This is a genomic window from Idiomarina sp. X4, assembly GCF_002808045.1.
GTDB lineage: Bacteria > Pseudomonadota > Gammaproteobacteria > Enterobacterales > Alteromonadaceae > Idiomarina.
Genome location: NZ_CP025000.1, coordinates 2,457,359 through 2,477,209, shown reverse-complemented (window position 1 = coordinate 2,477,209; position 19,851 = coordinate 2,457,359). Strand labels below are relative to the sequence as shown.

Sequence of the window (19,851 nt, the reverse complement as noted above, 5' to 3'; positions counted from 1 at the left end):
TCAGTTAAATAACATAGTTATTTCTCAATCCCCGAAATATCTGGTCTAAACACTGGTTTTTAATGCGAAATAGCGTTGAAAGCCTATGATAAATGTCCGACAATAACATCAATCATAGATTCATTGGCCGCGGGCCGCATTTGGCTTGCCTGCGACGTTTCACCAACAACCTCAAGGACTCTGTAATTATGTCGTTGGTCGATAGTCAATCTCCGGTTTTACTGGAAAAAGTCGTTGAATTGATAAATAAGAAAGTTCCAGCTCCTCAGGCGCATTTAGTTGCAGATTTTGCCAAACGGTTATACCGAAACATAGCGAGTGATGATTTAACCAATCGTCACGACAGCGATATGTACGGTGCTGTCTTAGGACTTTGGCATAGCTTTAACGAATATACTCCGGGCGATAAAGCACTCATAAAAGTTTATAACCCAGATGTGCCAACTGACGGTTGGGAATCGCCGCATACTATCGTCGAAATTATTCAAAGCGATATGCCGTTTATGGTCGACTCAGTTCGCATGGCGTTATCGCGTCTGGGCATTACATCACACTTGCTGTTGCATATGCCGATTAGCCATAAGCGCGACAAGAGCCATCAAGTTACAGAGTTACAAAAGCCGGGCACACGTAGCAACGATAACTACGTGGATACCGTATTTTTAATCGAAATTGACCGTCAAACCAGCAAAGAGGAAATTAAAACACTGAAAAAAGAGCTGGTTTCTGTCATGGAAGAAATTAGCCTTGCGGTGGAAGATTGGAAGCTCATGCGTGAGCGTTTACAGGATGTCGCTAAAGAGCTCGATAACGATTTCTACCCAGGTGACAAAGTCTACAAAAACGAAGCGAAAAAGTTTTTAAAGTGGCTAGCCGACGACAACTTCACATTAACTGGTTACCGTAAATACGAGCTCAGCCCTGTAAAAGGCGACTATGAGCTAAAACAAATTAAAGATTCCAGTCTTGGCTTAATGAAGAACTCGGTCAGCGATAAAGGCCGTCTGGTCTCATCGCTGCCGGAAGATGCTCGTGAAATAATCCAGAATGATCGATTGTTGTTGCTGACGAAGACGAACTCTAAATCGAGAGTTCACCGCCCGGCATATTCTGACTATATCGGCATTAAACGTTTCAATGAAAAGGGCGAGGTTATTGGCGAGCACCGTTTTATCGGGCTTTACTCAGCGAGTTTCTACAATAACAGCACCTCCGATATTCCGTTGGTCAGTGAAAAAATCTCGCGAGTGCTGGAAATGTCAGGTTTTGCGCCACAGTCCCATGCGGCTAAAGCGTTGCTGAATATTTTAGAAACCTACCCACGTGATGAAATTGTACAGGCCGAAGAAGACGACTTATTAGAGGTCGGCCTTGGTGTGCTGCAAATGCAGGAGCGTGATATGACGCGGGTGTTCTTGCGTCGCGATATCTTTGGTCGTTTCATGTCGTGCATGGTGTACGTACCTAAAGAACGCTATAACACTTTACTGCGTGAACGTACGCAAAGCATTTTAGCAAGAACGTTCAAAACGGAATACGACGTTGATTTTACAACGTATTTTTCAGAGTCCTCGCTGGCAAGAACCCACTATACGGTTCGCTTAAGCGATAGTCATCAGATGATTAACGTGAAAGATTTGGAGCAAAACTTGATTGAAGCAGCACGCACCTGGGAAGATAACTTCGAAAGAATTCTGCAGTCAACGTATGGTGAAGCTCAGGCGACGCGACTCAACAAGCGTTATTCTTCAGCGTTCCCACGCGCCTACAAAGAAGACGTTCTGCCATCGGTGGCCATTTCAGATATTAAGCAGCTTGAGTCGCTAGACGACGATCACAAGCTGGGTATGGTGCTGTACAGGGCTCAGGAAGAAAAAGATGACAGCAAACATCTTCATTTAAAGCTATTCCATAAAGACGAACCGATTCATCTATCTGACGTGCTGCCAATGCTCGAGAACTTTGGCTTGCGTGTCATTGGTGAAAGCCCGTATCAAATAAAAGCAGCTGACGGCAATGTATTTTGGGTGCTGGATTTCCAAATGCTTCATACGGCTGGTTCACTTGATTTAGAAGAAAGTCGCGAAACCTTCCAGAATGCTTTTGCCAAAGTATGGGACGGGCAGCTTGAAGACGACGGCTTCAACCGTTTAGTGCTAGGGGCCGGGATGAATGGCCGCCAAGCGACCATTTTACGTATGCTGGCTAAGTACATGCGTCAAATTGGTACCACTTTCAGCCAAAGCTACATTGAAAGTACGTTCAGCAAATACCCGTTACTGGCTAAATTGGTTGTAAAAATGTTCTACACCAAGTTTGAGCCAGGCACAAAAGACGTTGATAAAAAGCTTGAGGCGTTGCATACGCGTATCAATACCGAGCTGGATAACGTTGCTAACTTAGATGATGACCGTATTATTCGTCGTTACGTCGAGTTAATTGACGCGGCGCTTAGAACAAACTTTTTCCAAAGTGATGAAGGTGGCAAAGACAAACCTTATATCTCACTGAAGTTTTTACCGGAAATGGTACCGGAAATGCCGTTACCATTACCGAAGTTTGAAATTTTTGTTTACTCACCGCGTGTTGAAGGTGTTCACTTACGTGGAGGTAAGGTAGCCCGTGGTGGCCTGCGTTGGTCCGACAGACGTGAAGACTTCCGTACTGAAATTTTAGGTTTGGTCAAAGCACAACAGGTGAAGAACACCGTTATTGTTCCGGTCGGTGCCAAGGGTGGATTCATTTGTAAGGCGCTACCGGAAGACCGGGAAGGCTTCATAGCAGAAGGCCAGGCGTGCTACAAAACTTTCATTCGCGCATTACTGGATATTACTGACAACATTGTTGAAGGCGAAATTATTCCGCCTAAAGACGTTGTCCGTCATGACGAGGATGACCCATATTTAGTAGTTGCAGCCGATAAAGGCACCGCGACATTCTCTGATATCGCTAACGGTATTTCTGCTGAGTATAATTTCTGGTTGGGTGATGCGTTTGCCTCAGGCGGCTCAGTAGGTTATGACCACAAGAAGATGGGGATTACCGCGCGTGGTGCTTGGGAATCCGTTAAACGTCATTTCCGTGAAATGGGCATTGATTGCCAAACCACAGACTTTACTTGTGTTGCTGTAGGCGATATGGGTGGTGATGTATTTGGTAACGGTATGCTGTTGTCGAAGCACACACGCTTGCAAGCAGCATTTAACCATATGCATATTTTCATTGACCCTGAACCAGATGCGGCCAGCTCCTGGAATGAGCGAGATCGACTTTTCAAAATGCCACGCTCAAGCTGGGATGATTACAACAGAGAGTTAATTTCAAAAGGCGGCGGGGTTTTCTCACGAAGTGCGAAAGCTATCGAATTGACACCTGAAATTAAAAAGATGATTGGCACCAACAAGAAGTCCATGACACCGAACGAGCTGATCAAAGCTTGCTTGACCATGGAGGTCGATCTTATCTGGAACGGCGGCATTGGCACTTATGTTAAAGGTAAAGCGGAAACCGATACTGACGTCGGCGACCGCGCAAATGACGCGTTACGTGTTAACGGCCGCGAACTCAAAGCAAAAGTTGTGGGTGAGGGCGGTAACCTTGGCTTCACCCAACTTGGTCGTATTGAATTTGCGCAGAAAGGTGGACGCATTAATACCGACTTTGTCGATAACGTCGGTGGCGTCGACTGCTCGGATAACGAAGTTAACATTAAGATTTTGCTGAACGGTCTGGTCAACAGTGGCGACTTAACACAGAAGCAGCGTGACAAGTTACTGTATGACATGACTGAAGAAGTCGCTGAGATTGTTCTGGATGACTGTAATCGTCAAACGCAGTCGTTATCGGTCACTGCGCTGCGTGGCGCTGATCAAGTTAAAGAGTTGCAACGCTTTATCCATCAGTTGGAACGTGATGGCGCACTTAACCGCCAACTAGAGTTCTTACCGGATGATGATGAACTTGCAGAACGTCAGGCGTCAAACCAAGGCTTGACACGCCCAGAGCTCTCAGTGTTGACCGCTTACGGTAAAATGGTATTGAAAGAGCAGTTGATCACTGACGAGATCACTGAAGATCCATACCACGCTCGTGAGCTGTTTGACTCTTTCCCTGTGCCATTACGCGAGCGCTTCGCTGAAGCCATGACATCGCACCCGCTGAAAGGGCAAATCATAGCAACTAAGCTGGCCAACAACATTGTTAATGACATGGGGCCAAACTTTGTATTCCGTAAGCAAGAAGCAACAGGTGCCAGTGTTGCGGAAGTTGCGTCTGCTTATGTTGTTGCTCGTGAATGTTTTAAAGTTGAAGAGCTAACCGACAAAATTGAAGCGCTTAACAACAAAGTCCCAGCGGAAGTTCAGAACGATGTTCTATTCCAGCTACGCCGCATGGTACGCCGCGCAACGCGTTGGTTCTTGCGTCATCGTAACCCAACGTTAAACGGCATCCAGGAACATTTAGATTTCTATATGGGCGCGTTTGATGACCTTCGCAAAAACTGTCTGAAGTACATGATTGAAGACGAAGCGAAAGTTATTGAAGAGACCATTGAGAAATACAAAGAGCATGGCTTCCCGGCTGAACTCGCTAAGCAGGTGTCTAGCCTGAGTACGATATTCTCTGCAATGGACTTAGCTGAGGTGGCAAATGATAGTGGGCAAAACCTGAAGACAGTTGGAACGCTGTATTTCCGCTTAGGCGCAGAACTGAACTTGCACTGGTTCTTAACGCAAATTAATAACCAGCCTGTAGCTAACCACTGGCAAGCATTGGCGCGTGCCGCTTTCCGCGAAGAGCTGGATTGGCAGCAACGCTCGCTAACGCAGGTCGTGCTAAAAGCAACGTCTGATGCGAAAGATCCAGAGAAGATGATAAGCGAGTGGGTCGAGAAGAACGAAACCTTGCTGTACCGTTGGCAGCAAATGCTTTCAGATTTCAAAACCACCAAGAGTCATGAATTTGCTAAGTTCTCAGTCGCATTACGTGAATTAATGTTGCTTAGCCATAACTGCGCACCGAAAGTGTCCAACTGATGTACGGAGTCATTCGTTCATGGCTGTTTCGCCAAGATGCCGAGCGCACGCATGAGTTTGCGCTCGGTGTTTTAAAACGCTGGTATAACACGCCTTTATCATTATTTTGGAAGCAAAGTGTTCCAGAGAAACCCTGCGAGGTAATGGGTATTCGCTTTCCCAACCCAGTTGGTTTAGCTGCGGGGTTGGACAAAAATGGCGAATGCATTGACGCTTTCGGCCAAATGGGATTTGGCTTTATTGAAATAGGGACTATCACGCCGGTGGCACAGCCGGGTAATGACAAGCCACGCTTATTCCGATTAGTAGATGACGAAGCAATTATTAATCGAATGGGTTTCAATAACGAAGGCGTCGATAAGCTGTTAGAGAATGTTAAAGCGACGTCTTATAAAGGCGTGCTTGGTATAAACATCGGCAAAAACAAAGTCACTCCTGAAGAAGAGGCCATTAACGATTATCTCATTTGTCTCGAGAAAGTTTATCCATACGCTGATTATGTCACCATTAATATTTCATCGCCGAACACGCCTGGGTTACGAAACTTACAACACGGCAGTGCGCTGGATGACTTGCTAAGTAAACTGAAAACATCTCAGTCAGAGCTGCATAAAAAGCACGGTCGTTATGTGCCATTGGTGGTAAAAATCGCACCCGACTTAACAGGCGAAGAGATTTCAGTAATGGCAAAGTCGCTGCTTAATGCCGGTATTGATGGTGTGATCGCCACGAACACCACGCTGTCCCGTGATCATTTAACCGACTCACAAGCGTCTGAAGCCGGTGGTCTTAGCGGGCGTCCGTTGCAAGATAAAAGCTCCGATGTTATTCGACAGCTTCACAGTGAGTTGCAGGGTAAAATGCCCATTATTGGGGTAGGAGGCATCAATAGTGCCGATGCTGCTAAGGAAAAATTGGCTGCCGGAGCTAGCTTAGTCCAGGTGTATACCGGATTCATTTATCACGGGCCGAAACTTATTAAAGACATTGTTAACGGCTTGTAATAAATACTTGAGTTTAGTATCTTTAGCCATATACCATTAGTCGCATTCGAATCATTTCGCTCATACAAGAAGAATAAAGGGCAACAGCGTGGAATCACAACCGCATTGGTTATGGCTATACAATCAAGAATCTGGTGAGCTTTTCGTGAAGCTTTCGGAAGACGACTCTCGTCAGATTGCTTATAAAGCCAATCAGTTGGTCAATATCCATTTTGAAAATTCAGAATTAGATATTGAAGATGCGAGTGTGTTCCAGTCAACTACCGAGTTATTAGAAACTTATCCTAGCGACAAACTCCCATGTGCTATTGATAATGCAGCATTGCATGCAATGGCGTGGAATCGGTTTGGGCGCCCTCAAATGCCGCAAAGTTGGCACTTTCAAAAGTCAGACATAAGCGAATGGCCAGCCGAACGGCGTTTGTGCGAACTCAATTCCGGGTTCGACCAGGGGGTGTTTATGATAATAGACGCGGATGATGAGTTTGCGTCCTGTGTCTTACTTGACGAATCAATGCAACTGTCTGCGATTAAAACCATGCGGCAGTTCCAAGTCATAAAGGTCACTTTAAATCGCTTATTGCCTGCCACTATTGACTTAGCAATGTCATCACAGTCCTCTTGGGGACAACGCTTAGCATAAGGTTATTGCTTTAAACTTCAGAGATTCTTTTTGGAAGTATGTCCGGAAAATTACTTAGGGAAATTATCTTAGAAAGGAAATTGGTTGCGGGGGCAGGATTTGAACCTACGACCTTCGGGTTATGAGCCCGACGAGCTACCAGACTGCTCCACCCCGCGTCCGATGAGGCGAATACTATACCTGTCCTCCCCTTAGCGCAAGCCTTATTTTACTTAACCGCCTACTATTCAGCCAAATCCGGCTTAAGTGATTATTAATTAGCCATTTAAGGTTATTTCCCGGGTTATTAAAGACAGCCAAGTGGCTCTCCGTTATAATTGCGGTTTACAGAATGAACAAGTCGGGATTTATGCATCGTTTTTTTATTGCCTGCGCCAAAGGGCTCGAAGAGCTCCTTCACGAAGAGTTGCAGGCTTACGAACTACCTTATTTAAAACAAACATTTGCGGGCTGCTATATTGACGCAACTTTAGAACAGGCATACCGCATTGTGATGTGGTCGCGGTTAGCCAGCCGCATGTTGCTTCAGTTAGGGGAGCACGAGCCCAGCAGTCTGGACGATATAAAACTGACACTGACTCAGTTTAACTGGCAGCGTGTTTTTAGTAATAACGATACCTTTATTATCGACTTCTCCGGTAGTAATGACGATATTCGTCACACTCAGTTTGGCGCACAGCTGGTTAAGGATTGCATTGTTGATCACTTTCGCAATAAGGGGCTTGCACGGCCGAACATAGAAAAAGAGCAGCCCGATATTCGTATTGCTGTCCGTCTCCATAAGGGAAAATTGGTGTGGTCGTTAGACTTTTCGGGTGATGGTATGCACAAGCGGGGTTATCGAACCGAGCAGGGCGCCGCGCCATTGCGAGAAACGTTGGCCGCAGCAATTCTTATTCGTTCGGGTATTAAGACCGAGTTAGAAAAATCCCGGCCTGCTATCTTTGATCCTTTTTGTGGCTCAGGCACTTTGCTTATTGAAGCGGCAATGATGGCCTGTGATCATGCGCCGGGTCTAGCTCGGGGGCACTGGGGCTTTTTACGTTGGAAGGAGCATGATACCGCTGCATGGCATAGCGTGCTAGATGAGGCCGAAGAGCGTTTCAAATTAGGAAAAGCGGCTTTCAACGGCATCATTAAAGGGTCTGATAGCAGCGGACGAATGATTTCAATTGCCAGTAGCAACGCCAATCGAGTACTACTTAACGATGTTATTGAATGGGAAGAAGGCGATGCGACCGATCTGGAAGCACCGGCTGAATCCGGTCTACTGGTGACCAACCCGCCTTACGGTGAGCGCCTGGGTGAGGTTGTTGAAACCCTGTTGCTTTACCAGCGTTTTGGCAAAACACTAAAAGAAAACTTTCAAAACTGGCAGTTATCAATACTGGCCGGTGACGAGCAGTTACTGAAACGATTACGACTTAGAAGTCATAAGAAATATTCGTTATTAAATGGTGCAATTCCAGTTACTTTAGCACTTTATGACTTAACTAAAGAGCAGCCAGACTTTACAGAAAGTAAAAGCAATGACCTTTTAAATAGGCTTAGAAAGAACTATGCGAAACTTCGCAGGTGGGCTGAGAAAGAAGCGCTAGATTGCTGGCGAGTCTACGACGCTGATATGCCAGAGTACAATGCAGCCATTGATATTTACGGCGATTACTTAGTGGTTCAAGAGTATGCGGCGCCAAAAACTGTTCCTGACGGCGTCGCAAACGATCGTCTGTGGTTCATGTTGGAGACATTGAGCGAAGCATTACCATTTGATGAAAGCAATATTGTATTGAAGCGCCGTCAGCGACAAAGTGGTCGTCAACAATATGAGAAACGCTCTCAGGAAAGTAAAATACTGACCGTTCATGAATACGGTGCATGCTTCGAGGTGAACTTGACGGATTACCTCGACACCGGTTTGTTTATGGATCATCGGTTGGTGCGCAAAGAGCTTTTAGAAAAATGCAATGAGCTTGACGTCTTAAACCTGTTCGCTTACACCTGTACTGCGTCAGTTCAAGCCGCAAGAAGCGGGGCTAAGCGAGTAGTATCTGTTGACATGTCAAATACTTACCTTAAGTGGGGCGAACGTAATTTTGAGCTGAATAACTTGCGTGGTGATTACGAATTTGTTCAAGCCGACTGCTTTAGCTGGATGCGAGAGCAACGTGGTAAACAAGCTTTTGATGTGATCTTTCTGGATCCGCCGACCTTCAGTAACTCCAAACGAATGAGCGGCACTCTGGATATACAACGTGACCACGTAGGCCTTATAAAAACCGCGGCAAACTTGCTGCATGACGATGGCGTTATTTTGTTTTCCAACAACCGTAAGAAATTCAAAATTGACGTTGAAGGTCTGGAGAAAGCCGGTTTTGAAGTCAATGACCAGACGCAGGCGTCTATACCTGAAGACTTCAAACGTCATAAAGGCATACATCATTATTTTATTATTTCACGAGCGCACTAATGTCGGCGATTTACCTACTTACTAAGCCTAACTGCCCGTTATGCACACAAGCATTGCAAATGCTGCATCAGTTGGTGCTAGAGGAGCCTGTAGAGCTCGGTGTCGTTGATATTTCTGAGCAAGACGACTTACAGGAAGAGTATGGTTGGCTTGTGCCGGTATTCGTAAAAGCCAGCGATGATAGTGAGCTTCGTTGGCCGTTCGATGAAAAGCAATTATTGGAGTTTATTGAGCAATGAGTTTATTGCGAGTTCAGGATGCTCATTTAGCCTTTGGTGCGGATGCTATTCTAGATGGCGTCGACTTTACGGTAGAAGCGGGTGAGCGTATTTGCTTGGTTGGTCGTAATGGCGCCGGAAAGTCGACGTTATTAAAGGCCATTGATGGTGAAATCTTACTGGATTCGGGAAGTGTGCAAACAATAGGCGACACGAAAGTCGCCCGCTTACCGCAGGACCCCCCAGCCCAATCGACACAAACTATTTATGATTATGTTGCTGAGGGATTAGCCGACACCGGAAGACTCCTGTCAGAATACCATAGACTCTCAGAGCAACTGGCAGACGGAAGTAGCAATGATAAAACACTGCAGGACTTAGAGCGTGTTCAAACTGCGCTGGATGCTTGTAATGGGTGGCAAATGGCCACGCGTATAGAGCAAACTTTAACGCGTTTACAACTGCCCGCTGATGACACTATGGCATCCTTGTCCGGTGGTTGGTTACGACGTATTGCGTTGGCACGTGCGCTTGTGGTTGATCCCGATTTATTATTACTGGATGAGCCAACCAACCACTTAGATATTGATATGGTTCGTTGGCTTGAAGAGCAAATCGTCGCTTTTAAAGGTGCTGTGCTGTTTATCAGTCATGACCGTGCTTTTATAAGACGCCTGGCGACTCGAATCATTGACTTAGATCGGGGTTTATTGACGAGTTACTCCGGTAATTACGACAATTACCTAGTTAAGAAAAATGAAGCTTTAGAAGCAGAAGCAGCCCAAAATGCGGAATTTGATAAAAAGCTGGCGGAAGAAGAGGCTTGGATACGACAAGGTATTAAGGCACGCCGAACCCGTAATGAAGGGCGTGTGCGTGCTTTGCAAGATTTACGCAAACAAAGACAACAACGCCGCGAACTTCAGGGAAAAGCCAATTTATCCGTTAATGAGTCACAGCGTTCCGGCAAGAAGGTCTTTGAAGGCGAGAATATGTCCTTGTCTTTCGGCGGTAAGCGAATTATCAACGATCTCGATTTGCTGCTGATGCGTGGTGACAAAGTCGCGCTTGTTGGTCCCAACGGCTGTGGGAAAAGTACCTTAATAAAGGTGATTTTGGGCGATCAGCCGGTTGACTCAGGCGTTGTACGTTTAGGAACCAACCTAGAGGTTGCTTACTTTGATCAGCACAGGGCGCAGCTCGATCCCGCTCAGTCGGTTATGGACAACGTGGGTGACGGCAAACAAGACATTGAGTTTCAGGGGCGTCCGCGACATATCTTAAGTTACTTGCAGGACTTTCTATTCACCCCGAAGCAGGCACGTACACCGGTTAGTGCATTGTCTGGTGGTGAGCGAAATCGCGCCTTACTGGCGAAAATACTGCTAAAACCAAGCAATATTTTGGTTCTCGATGAGCCCACCAACGACTTGGACATTGAAACACTCGAACTTCTAGAACAGATAATTGCCAATTACGAAGGTACGGTTCTTCTGGTAAGTCACGACCGTGAGTTCGTTGATAATACCGCCACAAGTGTTCTTTATTTTGAAGGCGATGGAATCATTACTGAAATTTTCGGTGGCTTTACCGAGCTTGAGCACTATTTAAAAAATAAAAAGCCTTCCGAATCAACAAATTCTTCCCCTTCAAAGGGAACCAAAGCACCAGTAAAAGAGTCTGAGTCCAACAAAAATAAAGAAGCGGATAAACAAGCGTCTTCCAACGGTTCAGCCAAGCCACGTAAAAAGTTATCCTATAAGTTGCAGCGTGAGCTGGACGAGCTACCAAAAGTGATTGCTGAAAAAGAAGCGCGTCTGGAAGAGTTACAAGAATTAATTAATGAAGCTGGGTTTTTTGAACAACCGCTAGAGAAAACAGAGCCTGTCATGAATGAAATTACAGAGCTGGAAGAGCAGCTGATGCAGGATCTTGAGCGTTGGGAAGAACTCGAAAACTTATCAGAATAGAGTAGTTATTAATAATGAAAACATTTACAACAAAAGCTGTTACTGCCGCTATTTTGTCATCGCTATCACTGTCAGCTGCTGCTGATTTGTATCAGGTAGAAGAAATACCGACAGCCGATAACTTTCGTCATAGCTTTCCTCGGGATATTAACGCGCAAAACTTTGTGGTGGGTATTTCGCGCTTACCAACTGACGTAGATATAACAAAGGTGTCTCAAAGAATCCTGGATAATCTAGAGATTGATAGTCTTGAGTCTTTAACTCAAGAGGAGCGAGAAATCTTAATTAAAGCCCTTGCTAACGAACAATTAGGGATTATTGGTGTTGAACGAGAGCAACCTCAAAGAGTTGGTATAAATAGAGCGTTTTATTTTGATTCGGCACTTCAATCAGTAGAGCCGATACCACCAACAGGAGAAGAGTGGGCTGATAGCAGTGACAGTTTTTTTTACAGCATTAATAACGCCAACTCTGCTGTGGGTTACAGTACTGCCCCATATGAATTAGTTGAGTATACCTACACTGATAGTGACGGCGCAGAACAGAGCCGTGAGTATTTTATTTCTGACTTTATTAGCCGCGGTGTCTGGTTTAATAATGGTGAGATTACGCAGGTCACACCGCCTGAGACAGAGTACCTTGGTGGTGAAACTGCATTGATGGATGTTAATGATTCAGGACTAGCCGCTGGTTACGCGAGTACTGCTGTTAGCCCTCGCGCAGAAGAAAGAATTGCAGAGTGCACACCTGAAGATGAAGAAACCATTGTTACGAAACCTTTACAGGTATGTGTGTGGGAAATTTGGTTTTCTTTAAAAAATAGCACGGCTGGAAACATAGAACCTTATACTTTTAGCCTCTATTCGAGAAGTAATAGTGGCTCATTTGGCGCTAACCGTTCCATTTACGATGTTCGAGGTTTTTTGTGGCAGCTAGGCGCCAATGGAAACGTTATTGGTGAACCTGAGAGGTTAGGTACTTTAATGCCTCGGAAGGAAGACGATAAAAATGACTTTTCAAGTTACGCTTATACAGTCAACAATAACGGCATAGCGGGCGGTCAAAGCTGGACATATCACCCCGATTTAGATGCTGTAAAAATGCCGGCTATTTTTATGAATGGGGACGCATTACCAATAACAGAAGATCCCAAATATCGCTGGGGCTCTGTCAATGATATTAATGACAATAATATTGCGACAGGTTATTTAGCTGAAGTTATTTCCTCAAAGTTAAGAACAACAAGCTTTGTTTTCGATGTTAATAGTAAAGAGCTGACCATGTTACCTGGCTTTTTTACTGGCTCATCAACTGTTGCAAACGCAATTAACACTAATGGCATTGTTGTCGGTACAGGAGAGATAGAAGCGAGTCTTTCTATTCGAGACAGAGCAGCGTTTATGTTCGACTCGACAAAGGAGGGTGCTGAATTTATTAACTTAAACAATGCGATAAGCTGTGAGGCTCCCTACAATATTATTGAAGCAAACAGCATTAATGACAGTGGTGTTATTGTTGCAACAGCACTTAAGCCGGAGGAGTACACAGACAGCGATGGTGAAACTCAAACGCGGGACGTAGTTGTTACTTTAAAACTTGATCCTTCAGCTGCCGATGGTGAGCTGAACGATTGTACGGAACAAGAGAACCTTGTAGAAAGGCAGGGGGCGAGTTTAGGCTTTGGGTCTTTGTTTGGCTTTATCAGCTTAGGTGCACTTATTTCTGTATTCCGTCGTAAATCAAAAATTAATAGCTAAACGTTCTATATAAAAAAGTGGCACAGTTTCAATTCGTTAAAAAATGTCAACTGAGACTCTGCCACTTTTACAATTGAACTCTCTCCAAATAAGTCTATCAATAGTAGAGAGGCATAAATAAAAAGCCTCTTAAAAAGAACAACTGTGAACAACAGGCGAGGATAGATTTATGAAAAGACAAAAACGCGATCGCTTTGAAAGAGCTCACACTCAAGGCTTTAAAGCTGGTTTACATGGGCGCTCAAAAGATAACTGTCCTTATCAAACTCAAGACGAGTTTAGATCTCATTGGTTAGGTGGCTGGAGAGACGCCATGGAAGCAAGGAATACCGGCTTGTTTCGCTAATTTGTCATTCCTTTAAAGGAGAAACGCCGATAGTAACAGCTATCGGCGTTTTTGTTTTCAGCAAGTTGTCGCGCTATTAAAAAGTAGATGTATCCGTAAACAGCCCGACTTTTAAATCTTTAGCAGTATAAATCTCACGGCCATCGACTTCGACACGGCCGTCGCCAACACCCATGAACAACTTGCGTTTTATGACGCGTTTCATATCGATGTAATAGCTAACTTTCTTATGTTCAGGAAGAATTTGCCCCGTAAACTTCACTTCACCAACGCCTAATGCACGTCCACGACCAGGACCGCCTGACCACGCCAAATGAAAACCCAGTAATTGCCACATTGCGTCTAAGCCAAGGCAGCCAGGCATTACCGGGTCCCCGATAAAGTGACACTGGAAAAACCAAAGATCAGGGTTAATGTCTAATTCTGCATGAATATAGCCTTTACCATGGGCACCGCCGTCTTCATTAATTTCAATGATTCTATCCATCATTAACATATCAGGGGCGGGCAGTTTGCTGTTACCAGGGCCAAACATTTCGCCACGGCTACATGCGAGTAGGTCCTCGCGGGTAAAACTCGACTGTTTCATAAACACCTTAAATAATTGAAAAATCTGTGCCGCAGTTTAGCGTACAGCTGTACGCTAAACAAATCCGACAAGTGCTTATGAACAAAAAATTATGAAAAAAGTCGACGCCAAAAGCCAATAGGTTGATCTGACGCATCATCTTCCAAGGTGTTTTCTTTCACTTTCTGGAAAAAATCATCCGCTCTACAGGAAGAGAGTATCTCTAACGCTTCCTCAACGTGAGCAACGGCATAGATATGGAAGTTTCCGTGTTTTACCGCGTCGATAACTTCTTCGTTCAAGTTCAATTGGTGCTTATTGGAGACTGGAATAATAACACCTTGATCGCCGTTAAAACCGCGCTCTTTACACAGTGCATAATAACCTTCAATTTTTTCATTAACCGCGCCAATAGACTGCACGTTACCAAACTGATCGACAGCGCCAGTTATTGCTAAAGACTGTTTCAGAGGAATATTAGCTAATGCAGACATTAAGCAGCACAGCTCACCTAAAGACGCGCTGTCACCGTCAACTTCGTAGTAAGACTGTTCAAATACAACCGTGGCTGACACCGACAGCGGGGCGTAACGCGCGAATTGGTTGGCTAAATAAGCGCTTAGAATCATCACACCTTTAGTGTGAATATTTCCTGACAAATCCGATTTGCGTTCGATATCAATAATATCGCCGTCGCCATAGTGAATAGTGGCGGTAATCCGGGACGGTTCCCCAAATTCGCTGCCACCCATAGTGACAACGGTCAGACCATTAAGCTGGCCAATAGCTTCGCCGTGGGTATCTATTCTAACTTGTTGCTCAAGAATACTGCGGCGACTCAGTTCCGCTAAGTTACCTTCGCGGTCACGCTGCTGCTGCAACGCATCGTCAATGGCTTGCTTATCAATCTCTGTTTGTTGACGCTCTAATGCACAACTGTTGGCCTCCCTTAATACCTGCAACAAGCGAACAGAATTAAGCGTGAGTTCTTGCTGGTAATCGGTGTATCGAGCACACACTTTTAATAACCCAGCATAACCACTTTGATTTAACGGCAACACGTCAGCAATTTGCCAAACGTAATTCAGGTAATCAAAGTAGGGTGCCACGGGGTCATTTTGCGTAGCGTAATGACCATGAAAGTCTGCCAGAAACGGAAAGAAATGATCAAAGTCTTCGTCGTATTCGCGTAATTGAGCGTATTCGTTACGAGAGCCCAGTAAAATGACTTTCAAATTAACCGGAACCGGCTCTGGACGGTAGAAAAAAGCAGTGCCGGAATCCGGTTTGGGTGTTGACCAGTCTAATTCACCGCTCTCAATGACGTTTTTCAGGCGCTTCCAAAGCTTAATATCTTCCAATAGCTCAGCAACCTCAATGGCCAGCACGCCGCCATTCGCCTTGTGAATAAGGCCTGGCTCTATCAAGTGCAACTCAGAACGAACGGTTCCTTCAATTGCCTGAACGCCAATATGACCAAACAGACGCTCTTCTGTGACTCTGTCGCAGTAGTAATAAGGAGCAGGGTGCTTATGCGCCACTAAAATACTGGCCAGTTGTTCACCTTGTATCTCTTCAGGAGACACATTACGTACTTGCTGCATATAGTCCCGGAGCTTGTGCGTGTCATAAGCTTGGGTGATTTCTTTATAGGCCGTTTCGCGTTGGTCTTTTGGTAAATTAATAAAAGCCCACACAGCCTCTAAAAAAGCCTCAGCCGAACCCGACGGAATATTAACCGCAATTGGTCGTAGCGCATCGTTTGGGTTTGCCATATAGACCCAGTCGAACCAACTGGAGTGTTCCCATTGGTGCTCACTAAAATACGCGTTAAGCGCATCACGTTTTAAAATACCAGGCGAAAACAGCGCATAGATATTCGAATACGTGCCACGTTGCTGCAGCGCATCATCAAACGCCTTAGTTGCGCGAGACTGACCAACTAACGGATTCTCGGTTAAGTTTGCCGGGAAGCTTTGCAACCAGCTATCAATATCTGGCTGCAACGCCAGGTGTTCTAACTTCATAAAATTATCTCTTAATTATCTATGAGCGCATGATACCAGAATTCTGGAGTAACCGATGATTTGGGCGTTAAAACCTAATACTACATAATTGCGTATAATGTATATTTAAATCAGACACTTATAGAATTAAGAGACATTGCGACACACGGTCAAGTTAAGATTATCATATCCGATTTTTTTGTCTAGCAGGGCGTGGTACAAGGCTTTTAAGAAGATCTAGGTCGAACCGAAACTTTAATTCTATAAGTTTAGGCTTGTTGTCATTTTGTCACCCATTAGGGGGCTAACCCCCTAATAACCCCCTATAATCATCCATAAATCGGGGAAATCCTCTCTTTGCTCTCAAAACCAAAAGGCTATACTTTGACAATATGTCACTTTAAGGAGCTGCATCATGGAAAATGTGGAATTAATCCTGACTATTATAATCGGTGCTTTCGTTGTAATTGGATCCATTGTCTATTACAGCAGTTCCGACTTAAATAGCTGCTATGTTTGTGGAAAGCCTTTTAGCTCTATGAAGCAAAACCGTTACTGGTGGGAGTTTGACGGTAAGAAACGACCTGTCTGCACTAAATGTGATAAAAAATTAGAGGAGAGCGGGTAAAAATGTCTTTCCAATGGTTAGCGCCAATCAACCCGCCATCCTGTCTGCTTGCTTGTCGCTAACCAACCTTATTGGACTTGATTAAAGAGAGCATGCCAGACACCTCCTCAGCTATACTCTGAAGTCTATTTTCAATGTCTGGAATCCTTTCTCTTCGGTTTTTCGCTATGTCTGCATAACGCCTTGCTGACCATTTGTAGTGATTTAGAAACTCAATCTCAGCTGCGAGAAAGCGACCATAGGGAGTATTGATGTAATCACCATCTATATACCATCGTATATATGGTTCTCTATCGGGCAAGTAACCACGTGCGACAACCATCAAATATTTAACGACGTGAGTAGGGGCTCTGTTATTGTCATACCATCGGTAAATAGTAGTGACAGAAACCCCTAAATCCTTAGCGGCTTTCTTGTAGTTAAATGAGTAAATATGAACGAGTAGGGTACGGAAGTCTTTAAACTCAATCATTATGAGTCCACCAACTCTATATCCATAATTCTATGTCTATGGTTTCTCATCCATTTATCACCTAAAGCATTTTTCATGCTTTTAAAGGAAGGCTCGACCCCTAAATCCTCAGCAATTGAGTGAACGAAGAATGCTAACTTCATTCTAAAAAGCCTTGCACCTTCTGACACCCAAGAGAAACGACTACTAGCGATTCGTGAGCACTTGCCGTATGAAACCAACCTAGCTCCTTTATCGTTAGGGTAGCGTTTCCCCATATCCTTAGTGAGATATTTTGAAAGGTACTTCGCCATTCCTTCGGCTGTAGAGCGAATCGGTTCAAGTTGGTGGCGACCAAACCCATACTTAGGACAGTTCTCTCTAAACAGCTTCCACAATCCTTTTAACTCTGGAGATACAGACGAATAGTTACGCTTTCTGACAGCATCAAAATCAAAGCCCGTTCTGATGTCATTTTCTACAGCAATTAATAAATGAAAATGAATGCGACCGGACAAGTGACGTTCCTGAACTTTTATCCAGGACAATGTATGTTTTCGAAGAAAGTTAGATGAAAAAGAGTTAAATCGCCGATTGGCTTCTTTAGGCTTATCTATCGGCTCTTTAAAAGTTAACGTTAAAAAACCAACTGAATTTAAGCCGTATGTATCTATGAAATATTCAGTATTAAGAGTCAACGCAAAGACCTGTTTTTTGACGTTAGAAGGTAAACTCTCGATTGAGTTGTTCTTATTAAGACAAGGAAGAGAATCATCGCTTCGCTCAGATTCTCTAACTACTGATTCGGCTCCCGAATAAGCGTTAGATTCCGCACACATAATCTGCTCCATTTCTGGAGCAGGCAACGTTTTTGTAGTACATTAAATACGTCACCTGCGAGTTCAACACAAAGGTTTCTAGGTGACCGCGCCCCCGAGGTTTTGCCGAACCTGCGGGGGTTTTCTATATCCGCTAACCAGTTTTTCTGGTGGACGTCGCTAATCCATTTCTTGACCAATTACACGCATTTTTAAGTTCAAATATATGGGTTAAATATCGTCTAAATCATCATTGCGTATAATGTATATTATGTTAAATAAGATATATTAAGAGATAAGTAAGACCGTAAGCACTAACTTTAAAACGTGTGTTCCGCTACTTCGGGAAGTTTCTCAGCAAGAAAATCTATTAAGGTTCTTACCGCAGGTTTAAGTCCACGGCGATGTGAATATGTCATGTGCATAATACCAACCGGTAAGTTCCAGTTTGGTAGCAACTGTACAAGCAGCCCTTCAGATACCGCTTGCTGCCCTATGTAATTTGGCAAGGCGACAATTCCCTGGCGATTGATGGCGGCTTCCTTTAATAGCATCATGTCATCGCTAATAAGCTTCGGCTGGAAATTAATTTGCTGCTTGTCGCCTTGCTCATTAGTTAGTTGGTAATGGTAACGCCCGCTGGTGTAATGCAAACTGAGTTGCGGGTGCTTTGTTAAATCTTGAGGCACCTCAACTGGCTGTGCTTGTAACCGCTCGGGTGAAATAAATAAACTCGATGGCGACTCCGTTAACGGCCTGGCGATTAACGAAGAGTCTTCAATATAAGGACGTACCCTAAGCGCTATGTCGACATTCTCATCAATGAGGTTAACGGGCCGGTTCGTTGCAATTACATTAAGCTGGACTTCGGGGTATCTATCCATGAACTCAGGCAATACTTTAACCAGTAAGCTTTGGCTTATTGCATACGGACAACTGATATTTACACGACCTCTGGGCTTTTCTAACAGTGCCTGTGTTACCATCTGTGCCGATTCTGCAGCGTCAACTAATGCTTCGCAGTGTACTAAAAAAGCTTCACCAACATCGGTAAGCTTTAACCCTGAACGCCCCCTATTCACCAGTCGAACGCCCTGCTCTTTTTCCAATTGATTCAGTCGTCGGCTAATGGTCGATTTAGGAAGCTCTAGCTCACGTGCGGCGGCATTAATACTGCCAGAGCGCACTGTGCGGGCGAACAAATAGTAATTGGCAATACTTGGCAGGCTCATTGGGTTCGATTTTTGGAACGTTTGGTCCCATTTTATCGTCTTTTTATTTAATTCGGAACACGTACTATAGCTCCAAACGTAAAAAGTAACGCATTATGGAGACAGATATGAACGTATTGCATTTAGATTCAGGTATTTTTGTGGAAGGTTCAGTAAGCCGTCAGTTAAGCGCTGACATTATTAAAAAACTGAAGGCAGAAAATGACTTTTCCGTTACTCATCGCGATTTAATCACCAACCCCATTCCTCATTTAGGGGCTGATGAATTGCTAGCTGAAGATAAACCGCTTATTAATGAGCTAGTTGAAGAGCTAAAAGCCGCTGACATTTTGGTCATTGGCGCACCTATGTATAACTTTACCATCCCAACACAGTTAAAAGCCTGGATTGACCGGGTTTTGCAAGCTGGCGTGACGTTTCGCTATACCGAAAATGGTCCTGAAGGTCTGTTAGAAGGCAAAAAAGCCTATATCGCGTCAGGTCGTGGCGGTGTTTATTCTAAAGGTGAAGCGATCGCATTAGACCATCAAGAAGCGTATTTAAAAACCGCTTTGTCGTTTATCGGTATTACTGACGTCGAAATTGTTCGTGCAGAAGGCTTGAATATGGGTGACGAAGCCCGTGAGCAAGGCTTATTAAACGCTAAGTCTCAGATAGCAGAGATAGCGTAGTTCCCAACCCGCCGGCGGATTAATTTATAGACAACC

14 protein-coding genes and 1 tRNA gene are annotated in these 19,851 nt (G+C 44.5%); 9 read left to right on the top strand and 6 right to left on the bottom strand.

Features of this window, described 5'->3' with window-relative positions:
- The first annotated feature begins 188 nt into the window (after positions 1-188).
- The 3 genes from CWC33_RS11945 (at position 189) to CWC33_RS11935 (ending at position 6,683) form a co-directional block, all read left to right on the top strand.
- Positions 189-5,036, top strand: coding sequence for an NAD-glutamate dehydrogenase (locus tag CWC33_RS11945; RefSeq protein ID WP_100692120.1), 4,848 nt, complete (start codon positions 189-191; stop codon positions 5,034-5,036).
- Positions 5,036-6,040, top strand: coding sequence for a quinone-dependent dihydroorotate dehydrogenase (pyrD, locus tag CWC33_RS11940; RefSeq protein WP_100692119.1), 1,005 nt, complete (start codon positions 5,036-5,038; stop codon positions 6,038-6,040). Before CWC33_RS11945 ends, pyrD begins: the two co-directional genes overlap by 1 nt.
- 88 nt (positions 6,041-6,128) lie before the next feature.
- Complete coding sequence (locus tag CWC33_RS11935) at positions 6,129-6,683, top strand: cell division protein ZapC domain-containing protein (RefSeq protein WP_100692118.1); 555 nt, start codon at positions 6,129-6,131, stop codon at positions 6,681-6,683.
- Positions 6,684-6,764: 81 nt separating this feature from the next.
- Here CWC33_RS11935 and CWC33_RS11930 read toward each other — a convergent pair.
- Positions 6,765-6,841, bottom strand: a tRNA-Met gene (locus tag CWC33_RS11930).
- 191 nt (positions 6,842-7,032) lie between these two features.
- Here CWC33_RS11930 and rlmKL point away from each other — a divergent pair.
- From rlmKL to rmf, 5 genes are all read left to right on the top strand, one after another.
- Positions 7,033-9,150 carry a bifunctional 23S rRNA (guanine(2069)-N(7))-methyltransferase RlmK/23S rRNA (guanine(2445)-N(2))-methyltransferase RlmL gene (gene rlmKL, locus CWC33_RS11925; protein ID WP_100692117.1) on the top strand — a complete coding sequence of 706 codons (2,118 nt, stop codon included), beginning with the start codon at positions 7,033-7,035 and terminating at the stop codon, positions 9,148-9,150.
- A complete protein-coding gene (locus CWC33_RS11920) occupies positions 9,150-9,389 on the top strand; it encodes a glutaredoxin family protein (RefSeq protein WP_100692116.1) in 240 nt (79 codons plus the stop codon). The genes rlmKL and CWC33_RS11920 overlap by 1 nt, the downstream gene beginning before the upstream one ends.
- A complete protein-coding gene (uup, locus tag CWC33_RS11915; protein WP_100692115.1) occupies positions 9,386-11,338 on the top strand; it encodes an ATP-binding cassette ATPase Uup in 1,953 nt (650 codons plus the stop codon). Before CWC33_RS11920 ends, uup begins: the two co-directional genes overlap by 4 nt.
- Before the next feature lie 14 nt (positions 11,339-11,352).
- Complete coding sequence (locus tag CWC33_RS11910) at positions 11,353-13,095, top strand: DUF3466 family protein (RefSeq protein ID WP_100692114.1); 1,743 nt, start codon at positions 11,353-11,355, stop codon at positions 13,093-13,095.
- A 169-nt stretch (positions 13,096-13,264) separates the two neighbouring features.
- Positions 13,265-13,441, top strand: a complete 177-nt coding sequence (rmf, locus tag CWC33_RS11905) for a ribosome modulation factor (protein ID WP_053953642.1) — start codon at positions 13,265-13,267, stop codon at positions 13,439-13,441.
- A 76-nt stretch (positions 13,442-13,517) separates the two neighbouring features.
- On the opposite strand, the gene fabA is transcribed toward rmf, so the two are convergent.
- From fabA to CWC33_RS11875, 5 genes are all read right to left on the bottom strand, one after another.
- Positions 13,518-14,030, bottom strand: a complete 513-nt coding sequence (gene fabA, locus CWC33_RS11900; protein ID WP_198400858.1) for a 3-hydroxyacyl-[acyl-carrier-protein] dehydratase FabA — start codon at positions 14,028-14,030, stop codon at positions 13,518-13,520.
- 89 nt (positions 14,031-14,119) lie between these two features.
- Complete coding sequence (locus CWC33_RS11895) at positions 14,120-16,036, bottom strand: AAA family ATPase (protein ID WP_100692113.1); 1,917 nt, start codon at positions 16,034-16,036, stop codon at positions 14,120-14,122.
- A gap of 665 nt (positions 16,037-16,701) precedes the next feature.
- Positions 16,702-17,115 (bottom strand): hypothetical protein, encoded by a 414-nt coding sequence (locus CWC33_RS11885; RefSeq protein WP_100692111.1) that lies wholly within the window; start codon positions 17,113-17,115, stop codon positions 16,702-16,704.
- Positions 17,115-17,933 carry a rolling circle replication-associated protein gene (locus CWC33_RS11880; RefSeq protein WP_100692110.1) on the bottom strand — a complete coding sequence of 273 codons (819 nt, stop codon included), beginning with the start codon at positions 17,931-17,933 and terminating at the stop codon, positions 17,115-17,117. The genes CWC33_RS11885 and CWC33_RS11880 overlap by 1 nt, the downstream gene beginning before the upstream one ends.
- Before the next feature lie 299 nt (positions 17,934-18,232).
- A complete protein-coding gene (locus tag CWC33_RS11875; RefSeq protein ID WP_100692109.1) occupies positions 18,233-19,144 on the bottom strand; it encodes a LysR family transcriptional regulator in 912 nt (303 codons plus the stop codon).
- A gap of 107 nt (positions 19,145-19,251) precedes the next feature.
- Here CWC33_RS11875 and CWC33_RS11870 point away from each other — a divergent pair, with 107 nt between their 5' ends.
- Positions 19,252-19,815 (top strand): FMN-dependent NADH-azoreductase, encoded by a 564-nt coding sequence (locus CWC33_RS11870; RefSeq protein ID WP_100692108.1) that lies wholly within the window; start codon positions 19,252-19,254, stop codon positions 19,813-19,815.
- Positions 19,816-19,851: the final 36 nt, after the last annotated feature.

What these genes read in the sequence shown, in the direction of transcription:
- CWC33_RS11945 (WP_100692120.1), top strand. Translation starts at nt 189, where the DNA reads ATGTCGTTGGTCGATAGTCAATCTCCGGTTTTACTGGAAAAAGTCGTT.
- pyrD (WP_100692119.1), top strand. Translation starts at nt 5,036, where the DNA reads ATGTACGGAGTCATTCGTTCATGGCTGTTTCGCCAAGATGCCGAGCGC.
- rlmKL (WP_100692117.1), top strand. Translation starts at nt 7,033, where the DNA reads ATGCATCGTTTTTTTATTGCCTGCGCCAAAGGGCTCGAAGAGCTCCTT.
- CWC33_RS11920 (WP_100692116.1), top strand. Translation starts at nt 9,150, where the DNA reads ATGTCGGCGATTTACCTACTTACTAAGCCTAACTGCCCGTTATGCACA.
- uup (WP_100692115.1), top strand. Translation starts at nt 9,386, where the DNA reads ATGAGTTTATTGCGAGTTCAGGATGCTCATTTAGCCTTTGGTGCGGAT.
- CWC33_RS11910 (WP_100692114.1), top strand. Translation starts at nt 11,353, where the DNA reads ATGAAAACATTTACAACAAAAGCTGTTACTGCCGCTATTTTGTCATCG.
- rmf (WP_053953642.1), top strand. Translation starts at nt 13,265, where the DNA reads ATGAAAAGACAAAAACGCGATCGCTTTGAAAGAGCTCACACTCAAGGC.
- fabA (WP_198400858.1), bottom strand. Translation starts at nt 14,030, where the DNA reads ATGAAACAGTCGAGTTTTACCCGCGAGGACCTACTCGCATGTAGCCGT.
- CWC33_RS11895 (WP_100692113.1), bottom strand. Translation starts at nt 16,036, where the DNA reads ATGAAGTTAGAACACCTGGCGTTGCAGCCAGATATTGATAGCTGGTTG.
- CWC33_RS11885 (WP_100692111.1), bottom strand. Translation starts at nt 17,115, where the DNA reads ATGATTGAGTTTAAAGACTTCCGTACCCTACTCGTTCATATTTACTCA.
- CWC33_RS11880 (WP_100692110.1), bottom strand. Translation starts at nt 17,933, where the DNA reads ATGTGTGCGGAATCTAACGCTTATTCGGGAGCCGAATCAGTAGTTAGA.
- CWC33_RS11875 (WP_100692109.1), bottom strand. Translation starts at nt 19,144, where the DNA reads ATGAGCCTGCCAAGTATTGCCAATTACTATTTGTTCGCCCGCACAGTG.
- CWC33_RS11870 (WP_100692108.1), top strand. Translation starts at nt 19,252, where the DNA reads ATGAACGTATTGCATTTAGATTCAGGTATTTTTGTGGAAGGTTCAGTA.